Source organism: Fibrobacter sp. UBA3629, from assembly GCF_002374005.1.
Lineage (GTDB): Bacteria > Fibrobacterota > Fibrobacteria > Fibrobacterales > Fibrobacteraceae > Fibrobacter.
The window spans coordinates 65,343-79,082 of the sequence record NZ_DFLC01000036.1; the positions used below are offsets into that span (position 1 = coordinate 65,343).

At 52.8% G+C, this 13,740-nt stretch carries 3 protein-coding genes; all 3 read left to right on the top strand.

Annotated elements, in window-relative coordinates; genetic code table 11:
- The first annotated feature begins 274 nt into the window (after positions 1-274).
- The 3 genes from B2310_RS11130 (at position 275) to B2310_RS11140 (ending at position 13,629) form a co-directional block, all read left to right on the top strand.
- Positions 275-8,770, top strand: a complete 8,496-nt coding sequence (locus B2310_RS11130; RefSeq protein WP_290731537.1) for a cadherin repeat domain-containing protein — start codon at positions 275-277, stop codon at positions 8,768-8,770.
- Positions 8,771-8,989: 219 nt separating this feature from the next.
- Positions 8,990-10,582: a FecR family protein gene (locus B2310_RS11135; RefSeq protein ID WP_290731540.1), complete on the top strand. Its 1,593-nt coding sequence runs from the start codon at positions 8,990-8,992 to the stop codon at positions 10,580-10,582.
- Complete coding sequence (locus B2310_RS11140) at positions 10,582-13,629, top strand: right-handed parallel beta-helix repeat-containing protein (RefSeq protein ID WP_290731543.1); 3,048 nt, start codon at positions 10,582-10,584, stop codon at positions 13,627-13,629. Before B2310_RS11135 ends, B2310_RS11140 begins: the two co-directional genes overlap by 1 nt.
- Positions 13,630-13,740: the final 111 nt, after the last annotated feature.

Genomic DNA, 13,740 nt, shown 5'->3' on the forward strand with positions numbered 1-13,740 from the left:
AATTACAGTGAGTATGCCTGCAGGTGGTCGTGTGACACGTATCTTTGTACATCAGATACAGTTGGGAAACCATACTGTTATTCAAATCGTTTATAGGACTCCGCAAGAAGATGGTTCTGTTGTTGAAGTTCCTGCTGAAAAGTATGTGGGTAATCTGCTGTTCTATACAGATCATGACATAAACATTAAAAATACGGACAACAGTACCCTTCTGGGAACATATGTTTCTACCGGAAGGATTTTCTTGCAGAGTAACATTAACTTTGCTGGACAGTTGATTGCTAATGAACTGGTGGTTGGTAACGAATTTGATGGCCGAAGCTTTGTTTTTGTTCCGATCGATCCGCCGGTCTTGGACTTGAAGCCTCAGGCCGATACTCCGCTTGAATTCCCTGAAAACGATTTGCTGGTAAAGGTTCCCATTGCGCTCGATACCCCCGCTCCGGCAGATGTGTTCATTGACTACTGCTTTGATTTGCAAAATTCGTCGGCGGGATCGACTGACTTCTTCTTAGACACTATTGATGGAAGGGCTTATTCTCATTCTACTGATGGAAAGAAATACCTGTTCCCCATATGTGGACAGAACATGGGCAAGGTGACAATCCTTAAAGATGCAAAAACTCCTGCAGATGCTCCTGATGTTAGCGTGTGGATTAATGTCGCTAAGGACGAAGAGGTTGAAAGGCCGAATGAAACTCTTCGCTTGAAAATCACGAATATTTCTGGCGCCGTGTTGCCGGGCAATAAGTTGGATGGTTATTTCGACTTGATTATCGTCGATGCGAATATTGAACCTACTAGCGAAAATTTTGAAATCATTGCAACGGAAGATGAAGTCTTTACATTTGATTCTTCCATGTTCAAGTATGAATCTGCCTTTGATAAGGTCGAACAGGGTGTCGTGATTATGTCGCTTCCCGAAAAGGGGTTCTTGCTGAGTAATGGCGACACGCTTACAAGCTCTGACTTGAATAAGTTTATTCCGATTAATGAAACGACAAACATAGATCTGCAATTCATTGCTGCAAAGGATGAATATGGAGTTTCTCCGGCTTATACCTCCTTTACTTTCAAAATGAAGGATGCGGATAATGTCGTGTCTGAAAAGCCTTACACCGTTACGGTTAAGGTAAATCCGGTGAACGACAAGCCGACGATAACTGCCGATACAATTAAGGTTGGCGAAGTTGACCGCGAGGTGAAGTCTGGTTCCATCGTCGGTGCAGATATCGAAGGTGACGCCTTGGCATATTCTTTCGATAACGCCTTTGATGAAACATTCACCGAGGCCAACTACAATAAGATTACGTCGCTCTACGAGATGGATCCCGCAACGGGCGTTGTCTCTGTAAAGAATGACGCTGTTTTGAATTACGAATCGGCCGACAGCGTGCTTGCCATCAAGGTGAAGGTCGTCGACAATGCTGCTACGACCAGCGGTGTGGGCAAGGATTCTGCCTATGCCGTTGTCGTGCTCCAGATTGTCGACCAGAACGAAGCTCCGGTTGTTCGCGATACGTCTTTCACTGTGGATGAAAACGTTCTTGCTGGAACTGAGGTCGGCCAGGTTGTTGCGATGGATCCGGATATCAAGAGTCTTGTTTTTGGCGTGCTTAAGTATAGCATTGTCGAGACGGATGTGCCGTTCGCTATCGACAACCAAGGCGTCATTACGGTTTCTGCCGATAGTGTGCTCGACTTCGAAACGAAGCCCAGCTGGACAATTCATGTGACCGTGACGGATGGCTTCTTGCCGCAGACGGTTGAAGTGGTCATCATAATCAACGACCTGAATGAGCCTCCGCACATCGAGGAACCCGAAAACGAATATAACGTTGTCGAAAATACGGGGAATGGAGTCGTGTTTGCGTCAATCAAGGTTACGGACCAGGATAATGACGACGGAAGGACAACTTTGACGGCCAAACTCGAAAACCTTATCGAGTCTGAAGGCGTGACTGCAGAAGACCTTTTCGAAGCCACTGTGGTGGAGGATACGACGGACCATTCTCTGAGGATTGTCATTACCGTAAAGGACAGCGCAAAGCTTGATTACGAAGCCCTGCTGGCAAATGGCGAAAATGAGGTTCTCTTCGATGTAAGGCTCCTGCTTACGGACCGTGGTGCCGCCGAAGGAAGCCTTACTGATACTGCTTTCACGACGATTTTCGTGACTGACGAGAATGAAAAGCCGACTGCCGAGGATGGCGACTTCACGATTGCCGAAAATTCTGCGGCAGGAACGCTTGTCGGCAAAGTCGTTGCTTCTGATCCGGATACGGCAAATGTCGCTTACGGAACCCTCTACTATAGCTTTGTGGAAACGTCGACCCAGTTCGAGATCGATGCTACCGGTACAATTAGGGTTCTCGAAGGTGCCGTCCTTGATTACGAAACGACTCTTCCGGACCACAAGATTACGCTCCATGTGAGAGTGACCGATGGTGTATTTGCCGATACGGCTACGGTGACGGTTACACTTACCGACGAGAACGAACCGCCCATTATTATCGACGACGACAAGGACAACTATGACGTGCCCGAAAACACGCTTGCGACAACGGAAATCGCTCGCTACGAAATCATGGATGTCGATGCTGTCGATGCCAATTTTGCGACAGCTCTGAAGGTTGTCCTTTCGGATATGGAAGAAAATGCAATTTCTGCCGACAACCTGTTTGAAGCAAAAATTGAACAGAGCGACAGCAAGACATACGCCGTGATTCGCGTTAAGAATTCTCCGGATTTCGAAGCGATACTGGATGCAAATGGCGATTCTGTATTCTTTGTTGCTCTGACCCTGAAGGATCAGAACGGCGTTGCCGGTTGCAATTCCGTAACGCTCGACAAGAAGATTACGGTGCTTGACGTGAACGAAGCTCCGGTCATTGCCAACAGGAACTTCACCCCGGATGAAAATATCGAAAACGATGAAGTCGTGGGCGAAATGACGGTCGATGAACCCGATACGAAGAATGTCGAGTTCCGCCATCTGGCTTTCTCCATCATTGAGAATGTCCCGTTCTACATGGATTCGAACAAGGTGAAGGTGGGCGATGCTAGCCTGCTTGACTTTGAAACGACTCCGGAATACACCTTCCGTGTGGTGGTGAAGAACTGCGAGAAGAATGCCTCTACGGGCAATTACACTGAACGCTGCCTTGCCGATACGGCCGACGTGAAGGTCACGCTTCAGAACGTGAACGAGGATCCGGAAATCAAGTGCATCGTGGGTGATACCAAGTGCAATGGCCCGTTCGAAATCGCCGAAAATTCGAAGACCGGCACTGAAATCCACGCATTTGCGATTACGGACGTGGATGCGAACGATGCGGGCAAGTTGACTGTAGCCCTCACCGATTCTGTGCCCGGTGGTACCGCGGCGACGCTCTTTGACGTGAAACTGAACGACGCTCATTCGGAAGTGACCATCGTGGTGAAGGATAGTTCCAAGCTCAACTACGAAGCGGTGGATTCCGTGTACGTGGTTGTCCTGACGGTCAAGGATGTTGGTGGCAAGACCGATACGCTCATCCGCACGATTAATGTCAAGGATGTGAACGAAAAGCCGACGATTGCCGACAAGAGTTTGGATCAGCCCGAAAATCTTGCGAAGGACGCCGTTGTGGCGGAACTTTCTGCGACGGATCCCGATACGAAGCATGTGGCTGATTTTGGTCACTTGGATTACTCCATCATTACCGAAAACATGCCGTTCTATATGGATTCGAACAAGGTCAGGGTTGACGATTCGACAAAGATTGACTTCGAGACAACTCCGGTGTTCACCTTCAATGTGAAAGTGGAAAACTGCGAGAAGAACGCCTCTACGGGCAAGTACACTGAACGCTGCCTTGCCGATACCGCTACCGTGACGATTACCCTTACGAACGTGAACGAAGTTCCGGAAATCAAGTGCATTGTGGGTGACACCAAGTGCAACGGCCCGTTCGAGATTGCCGAAAATTCGAAGACCGGTACTGAAATCCATACGTTTGCGATTACGGACGTGGATGCGAACGATGCCGGCAAGTTGACTGTGGCCCTCACCGATTCTGTGCCCGGCGGCATTGCGGCTACGCTCTTTGACGTGAAGCTGAACGACGCTCATTCGGAAGTGACCGTCGTGGTGAAGGATAGTACCAAGCTCAACTACGAAGCTGTGGATTCCGTGTATACGGTTATCCTGACGGTCAAGGATGCCGGCGGTGCGACGGATACGCTCATCCGTACTATCAATATCAAGGACGTGAACGAAGCCCCGACGATTGCGAACAAGACCGCGGAGCAGCCCGAAAATCTTGCGAAGGATGCCGTCGTGACAGAACTTTCCGCGACGGATCCCGATACGAAGCATGTGGCTGATTTCGGCCATCTGGATTACGCGATCATTACCGAAAACATGCCGTTCTACATGGATTCGAACAAGGTTAGGGTAGGCGATTCTACGAAGCTCGACTTCGAGACGACTCCGACGTTTGTCTTTAACGTGGAAGTGAAGAACTGCGAGAAGAATCCCTCGACGGGCAACTACACCGAGATGTGCTTGGTCGATACAGCCCTTGTCACCATCAACCTTAAGGATGTGAACGAGACTCCGAAGATTGTCGTCGATGACGATGATGACGGTGACGATGATACCGACGAGGATTGCATCGCGAACTGCGATACGACTGGCCGCGGACACGACCCGGTTTCCAAGAAGACCCTTACGGTGGGCATCGATGAAAATAGCGCAACCAACGTGGTCGTGTTTGCCTATGTGGTTGCGGACGAGGACGTTGGCGACGTGGGCAACCTGACGCCGAGTCTGAAGGACGACAACAATACGGGTGTCGATTCCCTCTTCAAGGTTGGCATGAAGACGGAAGGCGGCAAGACGAAAGTGGTCGTGTATGTGAAGGATGGCTCGAAGCTCGATTACGAGAAGGTCAAGCTCGAACATGAAGTGACGGTCTTCATTACGGACCCGGACGGCCTCCAGGATTCCATCGTGCGTATCATCAAGGTGCAGGATGTGAACGAGGCTCCTGTGGTTAAGGACTTCACCAAGACCATCGCCGAAAACCTCCCGAACAATTCTGTGGTGGGCGAACTCGACGCTACGGATCCTGACGTGCTGAACAAGGCGTTCAGCACACTCACGTACACGATTCTCGAGAATGACGTCCCGTTCTATTTGGATTCCAATGTCATCAAGGTTGCCGATAGCGACAGGCTGAACTATGAAAAGGATTCCGTGTTCACATTCCATGTGAAGGTTTCCGATGGTGAGAAATCCGCTACGGCATCGGTCACGATCAAGCTTTCCAACGAGGGCGAAAATCCGAAGATTATCGTGGATGACGATGATGACGGCGATGACGATTCCGACGATAAGTGCATTGCGAACTGTGACACGACGGGCCGCGGTGTCGATCCGGAGGGTAAGAAGACCCTTACCGTGGGTGTCGAAGAGAACGTGCCGACAGGAACCGTTGTTGTGAGCTATGTCGTTGCTGATGAAGATTTCGGCGAAGTGACGCATCTTATTCCGACACTTTTGGATGACAAGAATTCGGGTGCCGATTCCCTGTTCTCGATCGCGCTGGATACCACGGGTGCGAAGACCAAGGTTGTCGTCACGGTGAAGGATAGCGCCAAGCTCGATTACGAGACAATCAATCCGAAGCATGAAGTTTCGATTGTCGTGACAGACGTGAATGGCCTTGCCGATACGCTCAAGCGCGTTATCGAGGTGATTGACATCAACGAACCGCCAACCTTCGAATCCTGGCCGTTCGAATTCAAGGAACATAACGAGCCCGGCGTTGTCGTGGGACATGTGGAACATGGCGAAGATGTCGACACGATGGCCATTTCGGGAATCAGCAAGCCTGAAAACTACATCCACGACAAGTTCGAGCTGACGGGCGGTGCCGATGGAGCCGATACGCTGTTCACGCTGTTGCCGAATGGCGACCTGGTTGCGAACAAGACGTTCAACTTCGAAACAGACCCGACGGAGTACACCATCTACATTTCGCTGATGGATACGCTGATGCCGGAACTTGTCGAAACCGACACTATCCACATCACGCTGCTTGATGTCTACGAAGATCCGTGGATCGTGACGGATTCCGTGGTCGTCGAAGAGAACGTCGAGAAGGGCACTGTCATCGATACTATCGAGGCTAAGGACCTTGACCTCTATGATACCGTGCTGACTTTCACGCTCGTCGAAGACAAGAGCGGCTGCTTCGATGTCTCGGAGAGCGGTGTCGTTACGGTGAAGACCGACAACTGCAAGGAACTTGACTACGAAAAGAACAAGGAACTCCCGATCAAGGTGAAGGTGACCGACACGAAGGATGCTTCCGAAACCAAGACGATTGTCGTGAAGATTACCGACGTGAACGAAGCGCCGACGATTGACGACGAAACCATTACGGTTAGCGAAGACACGCCGATCGGAACTCCTGTCGACACGGTCAAGGCGACTGATCCGGATGACGATCCCAAGTATAGCGAACTCGTCTACACGGTTGTCGGTGGTGATTCGTCCGTATTCAAAGTCGATTCCACGACGGGAGTCGTGACGCTGATTGATTCTCTCGATTACGAAGAGAAGAGCGAATACACTCTTGTTGTCGAGGTGTTCGACGGCGAATTCAGGGATACGGCCACCGTGACCATCAAGGTCGGCAACGTAGTCGAAAGTTCCGAAGTGGAAATCACCCGTGCTGAAACCCGCGATACGGTCGTCATCAACCCCGATACGCTTTACGTGAACACTCCGGACGTGTGCATCGAATGGAAGGCTGACGGCAAGCTCATGGGACCGGATTGCGATCTCGAGCTCCACGAAGGCGAGAATATCATTGTCCGCACCTTCCAGGATCCGACGAAGGACTTCCCGGGCGTGGATACCTTGGTCATATACTTCAGCACGGCAACCCCGGTCGTGACGGTCTCGAAGGCTTCGGATGCGAACGCGAAGACCAACATCTTCACCATCGTGGAAGAGGCTGCTGCCAAGGATACCACGTTCTACGTGAACAATCCGAAGAACGATATTCTCGTGACGGTGACGGATACGGTTACCCACACGAGCGAATCGTTCACGGTGAAGGTTGAACTCGAGGCTGTCGACATTCCGTCCAACACGTTCAAGAAAACACTTGGTGGACTTGTGGATGCCTGTGTGACCCTGAACGAACATGCGACGGATGTGACCTATACCCCGGTCAACGGCAATTCTACCGCCGTGACCTACACGGAAAAGGTCAACGGCAAGGATGTGACGGTCACCTACTACACGGATTCCGAGGGCAACATTATCGAGAATGCCGACGGAATCAAGACGATGACTGTCACCTACACGACCGAGGTGGAAGGGCGCGAAGTCCGCATCTCGTACTTGGCCGATGCCGTGACGGGCGAGGTTGTCCAGACTACGGGCGGCTACGCCAAGCAGGAATCCGGCAAGGATTCCAAGGATGGCGGCAAGGAATCTGGAAAGGGAGGCAAGGATAATAAGGACTCTAAGGATGGCAAGTCCGAGAATCCGGTTGTCTTTACGGTCACCTACGATTACGTGGATGCGAACGGCAATATCATGACGGTTGCCTATGGTGTCGATGCCGAAGGCAACCTCGTGAAGAACGAGGATGGCAACCTCGGCTACGAAGTGAGCTATACCTACACGAACAAGTACGGCAACTCTGCGACCCGCTCCCTGTTTATCGTGGTTGACCAGGTTTCGCCGGTCGTGGAAATTGTTGCGCCTGTCGATGGCGAAGTGGTGTACACGAACTTTGTGGACGTGAAGTGGATGGTGAATGGCGAAGTGCAGGACACCCTCATTACGCAGGCCCTGGAGAAGGGCGCGAACGCCATCGTGCGCTTCTACCGCGACAAGGCCGGCAACCAGGCGTCCGATACGATTATCGTTATCATGAAGAACGCGAAGGACGTGGACATCGCTGTGGAACAGCCGGTGACAGTGGTGACCCGCGAGAAGACGGAAGAGTACTATGCGTCCAACGAGCCTGAGGAAGGCGAGACGTTCGCCGTTACCATTTACAATACGAAGACGGATAAGGAAGTGGAAACCCAGGTGGGCGGAGATTTCGAATCTAAGCCCGGCAGTGGCGACGAACCTTACCCGGGACTTGCTGGACACTTGGGCCCGACTCTTGGCATTGATACCAAGGTGCCGACCGTGAACGCGATTGGCGGCCTTGCTACGCTTGACGACCTTGTCGGCAAGGATGGCCTGGTTCCGCTGGAAGGCGTCGATGCCGCAAACAGCGTGAAGATTACGGTCGATGAATACATGGACCAGTATTGCGACGCTGAATTCGCCGAGAACGTGGGATCCGATATCAGCCGCGCGAACCTCTTCAGGACGAAGATGTACGTGAAGATCTGGATTTACACTAGCCTCGGCCAGTTTGTGGATTACTACTCCTTCACGCAGGATCTGGACAACCCCGACTACGTGAACGATGCGGGCCTCCTCACGATGTACTTCGAAATGAAGCCGGATCGTGACGGCAATGTCCGCACGGAATCGGGTCGTCTGTATGCGACGGGTGCATATGTCTACAAGACGGAAGTCGAGCTGAAGTCCACGCTACGTTGCTCCGTGCCGCCGTTCACTGAAACGACGAGGGGCAGTGGCAAGTATGAACCGGACAAGGCTTCCAACAAGAAGGGTGCGACCCGCTCTGTCAAGGAAGACCTGCTGAAGAGCTTCGGCTACAAGCGCCCGGACCAGAAATAGCGCGCCCCTGGCGATGAAATTTTTGTAACCCCTTGATACTCAAGGGGTTATTTATTTTTATGGAAAGTGTCAACTGCATGGTGTTCCAAATACGCTTTGGCGATGGCAGGATGGGGTGTCAAAAAAGGGTTGCAAAAGACTTCTTTGTAAAATGCGGCATGTGCTTTTTTGCAAAAAAAGGTTTATTTTTAACAAGTCGAACGCCCCAAAAGGAGTCTTATGAAAACTTCTCCGTTCCGCCTGCTTCCGGTCCTCTTTCTAATCCCCTCTCTGGCCTTCTCTGCATCTGTTGCGGGCAAGGTGCGCGCCGCCCTTGGCGAATGCGAGAGGCAGAAGGCAAAGCAAGTCAAGTGGTCTCCGCTTGTCGTGGGGGCTTCCATTTTCCAGACTGACCGTCTCCGCACGGGAGCCGAGTCCGAAATTATCTTCGGGCTTCCGGACGGGAGTACCGTGTCTATAGCGGAGAATGCGGAAGTCGAAATTGAACGCCTCTTGGAACCCGACGGCAAGGGCTCCTTCGATACGCGTCTGAACGTGGAAGACGGCTTCGTCAAGTTCGCCATCAAGAAGCAGAAGAAACAGTCCAAGTTCCGCTTCAAGACGGGGGTTCACACGGCATCCATCCGTGGAACGGATGGCTTCGTGGGTGGCGGCGAGAATTTTTTTGCGAGTCTTTCGACGGGTAAGCTGGATGTGCAAACGGGCGAGGACGGTCCGGCATCTTCTATCGGTGCGGGCGAGACGATTTTCGGAAAGGATTCGCTCGTGACGCTCAAGCTAGCTTCTTCGGGTAACCCGAAACTGGCGCGCCGCCTCGTGGCAATCATGAAGTCGGGCAAGGCGCTCGACGAGATGGTGAAGGATGTGAAGGCAGCGGATGCTTCTGTGCAGGAAGAGATGAGGAAGGCCGCGGTGGAAAGTTTGCCCGAGAACGGATTCACGCTGGATGCGGAGAGTGCAGAAGTGTGCGAGGCTGGCCTTACCGTCAGCGGAAACTACCGCACGGCCGATCCGAACGCGAAGCTCGTGGTTAAACTTGGCAAGACCTTTACGTCGTCTAATCTTGTGGCGGTGGCGGATGGCGCTCCGCATGCATTTGTGCAGAATATTCCCGTGAACGATGCGAATGGACTCTGGACGGAGACCGAGGCGCAGGTCGTGTTTACATCGGCGAAGGCCAAGGATACTAAGAAGGTCGCGGTCGGCGTGAATGCTTCGTGTGCGGGCGTGAACCAGGTGGCTCCGCAGATTCAGTTCGTCTCGTATGATTCCGTTGCGTGCAAGGCGCAGCTCTCGGTTGGCGGAATGCAGGGCGATGAGGCCCTCCTTGCGCTCTCGGTGGACGGCTCTGCGACTTCGGAAGAGACTGTGTCCAAGAATGGCCAGAGGACTGTCAAGCTTGTCCCTGGCGTTCACGAATACGTCTACACGGCGACGGACCTTGCGAAGAATGTCGCTACGGCAAAGAAATCGATGGGTTGCTATCCGGTGCAACGTTTTGTTGTCGAAGTGTTCGGAGAACCGAACGAGAATCTGCTGGTGCCGCCTCCTCCGATGGGAATCGCGGACCGCATCGGCAAGACGCTCCAGTTCAAGATCAAGAACCCGGAGAACGACCCGCAGTTCCTTTACAGGGTAACGGTGCGCCAGAACGGCAAGGTCATCTTGCAGGAGACCCTGTCGCAAATCCAGTCGCTGGATTACGACATTCCCGTCGAGCTTGTCCGTGGAGCAAAGAACAAGTTCGATATCGAAGTGATTCATAAGAGCGGATTCAAGGCCAAGGCGGTTAAGCGGTTCGAGGTTCGCTAATGTCGTTCGGAAGTTGGTTTGTTAGAGTTGTTGCCTTTGCGGCATCCGTCTTTGCGGTTGCTGCGCCTTCGGAGTTGAAGGGGGAAACCTCCGGATTCCTGACGGTGGACAAGTCGCCCTATACGGTAAGCGAGACGATAGTCGTGGGCGAGGGCAAGGGCCTTGTTGTCGAGGCGGGCGCTGTGATTGAATTCAGGCAGGGGGCTGGGCTCGATGTGCGTGGCGGTTCGCTTTCGGTGATGGGCAAAGCCGATAGCCCGGTCGTGTTCCGCGGTGTCGACGGTGGCTCCTGGAACGGAATCTCGGTGGCGGGCAATCACAAGGCGAACCTTTCGTACCTGCAAATCGACGGTGCGGAAATCGGACTTGCGGTGGAGCGCGGCTCGGTTTCCATGAGCGAAGTGGATATCTTGAATGCGGGGCGGGTCGGTTTTTTTGCGAAGGATGCTTCCGTGCAGGTGAACGGTGGCGCTTTCAATTACAATGCGGGCGTTGCGCTTTGGCTTGCTTCGGGGGTGAAGGCCGAAATCGAAGGAGCTTCGCTGTTTGGAAACAAGTTTGGTGCAGTCTTGCAGGAAGGCGCGAAACTCAAATTCGACCAGTCGAACATCAGCGGTAACGAGGTCGGCCTGGTGTCGCAGGACTGGAACAGCCTGAATTTTAGCAGGCTCAGTATCGAGGGAAACCAGGTCGGTCTTGTGCAGAGCGACAGTCCTTCGGATGAGCTCAAGAATGCGGTAAGCGGTAACGACAGCGACTTTTCCCAGGATTTCGCAATGGTGATGAAGAATCTTCCCGATGCACCCGAGAATCCAGAAGCGGAAGCCTATTCGAAGAGCCACCATGCGGAATCGGCAGCCCCAGTCCAATGGGCGATGAGCGGAAACGTTGCAATGACGCTAGGCTATCATGCGGTTTGGACGGAGAAAGATGAGAACGGCGACGAATATCCGAACCTCTTCCAGGTGCCGGGGCTCTTTGCAAACGCAAATGCCTATATGCAGGTGCGATCGACGGACGGAAAGCTGTTTGAGATGTCTGCGAACCTTTCGATGGACCGCTGGAACTATTTCAACCCCGAGAATGTCCTTGCCGTTTACCGGGACAGCCTGCAGCGGATTGCGCTTGGCGACATGTACCTCCTGGGCGGGGAAACCTACCTTGCGGGAATCGACCTGCTGGGTGCGAGCTATGACTTCAACCTGTTGCGCAATTCTGCCGGGATTCCGATGTTCATGCTGAGCGCTTTTGGTGGCGAGACGCGCGCTCCGAAACTCGTGGGCGAGCGCAACAAGGATGTCTACAAGGACTACATCGAGGATGGCGAGGCGGAGCCGCAGCAGCTCATTGTGGGCGGGAAAGTCCGTTGGAATCTGAATCGGAGGTTCAATGCGACGTTTGGCTTTATCGGGAACAAGGATGAACTCGAAGATCCGCTTCTGCGAGACGGTTCCAGCGCTAACGTGAATACGGCGGTGCCGGCGACATCGTCGAGGGCCTTCTTTGCCGATGCGGAATGGAAGATGTTCCCGGGCGACTTGACGCTGAATGCGCAGTTTGCAGTTGGCGGTGCCGACACGTCGGGAGTCCTGATGCAGCGCGCTGTGAACAAGGTGTTTTCCGATGCCGGGCTTGACGTGTCGAACTATGCGAAGCTCCGCAGGCTCATGAACAACCAGACGCTTGTGGAACTGCTTTCGCGTGGCGAACTGGAAGAAATCTTTGGCGAAAACGCGATGATGACCGAGGCGGAGATGCGTTCTGCTCTCAAGGCGTACCTGGAACGCGCGAAACGCGTGTTGTCTGGTTACAAGGACGACGAGGATTCGCATGCCGATATCAAGAATTGGAACGGCGAGAATTTTGCGTGGCTCGCGTCCATGCACTGGGCGTTCAAAAATACGGTTGTCGATGCCCACATGCGGTTCGTTGGCCCAGATTACTTTAGTGCGGGCTCTCCCGACTTGCTGCAGAACTCCCGCGAGTGGTTTGTGTCGTTGAACCAGAAAGTGATGGATTTCTGGAAACTGAATGCCGAGTACAAGCTTGAAATTGAAAATGCGGCGCATGGGGAAGATTACAACGTGTTCGGCTTTGCGGAAGGGAGTGCTCTTGGCCTCTTGCCTGGCGCGGACGACGACTGGCTTAAAAAGCATGAGCAGGATGATAGCCGAACGCTTTACGATCATACCGCGAAAATCGCGAATAATTTTGATGTGGCGGGCCGGTTGAAAATCGTTGCGGGCTATGCCTTCAACTACAGGACGAGAAGTACGGACCAGAGGCTCTATGCGAATTATTCTGCGGCATCGGGAATCTACTCCGACCCGTGGTTCGCGAAACGCGGCGGGGCGACCATTGATGTCGTCGATGGCGACGATACGCTGAAGGTGGATTCCGCACGGTGGGTGAAATACTATGCACTTGTCCAAAAGCCTTACCTGGCGACGCAGTTCGAAGAGAACATCGCGAAGCACACGTTTAACTTGGGCCTTAGCCTCTCGCTACCCTACAACACCTTGAATGTCGGTGGAGTGTGGTGCATTCGGCGGGATTATTCTGGATTCGAACAGGATAAACTAATCTCCGATTTCAATTTTAGCGACGAGACTTTCGGAATTCTCGGCTATTACTTCCATGGTGGCGACTATTTTGAACAGAGCTATCCTGTTTCGCTCCTGACTGCTGTGGGCAAGGTGCGCAACCGCCTCTCGGTGGTGCCGCGCTATAAGGTCTATGAACGCGACAATATGGACGATTTCGAATGGCGCATCGCGGAAAGCCTGCAGATGCCGATTGTGGATAAGTTTATGGACCTGTCGCTGACGGGCTTGTTCCGCCAGGAGTTCCTGAACCGCGACGAGGGTTCTGCCCATGTGCGCGAAGTAGAAATGGATGTGGGCGGTTCCCTGACGCTCGGGTTTACGCACTTGAAGAACTTGACATCCTCGTGGACAATCGGGGCGCTCTACAGCCATCGCCCGGACCTGCTTTCGGATGAATACTTTGACCTCTACGGCACGGCGACGGTGAATTATGCGTTCTGATTTTTTTGCGCAATGAGATGTGTGGTATGAATCGTTTTTTGTTGTTTCTGATACTTTCGTTTTTTGCCGTTAACGGATGGTGTGCTGCGACGGTTTGTTCCGAATCTGGGA

Bases quoted from the DNA above. Each gene is read 5' to 3' on its own strand.
- B2310_RS11135 (WP_290731540.1), top strand. From the start codon at position 8,990: ATGAAAACTTCTCCGTTCCGCCTGCTTCCGGTCCTCTTTCTAATCCCC.
- B2310_RS11140 (WP_290731543.1), top strand. From the start codon at position 10,582: ATGTCGTTCGGAAGTTGGTTTGTTAGAGTTGTTGCCTTTGCGGCATCC.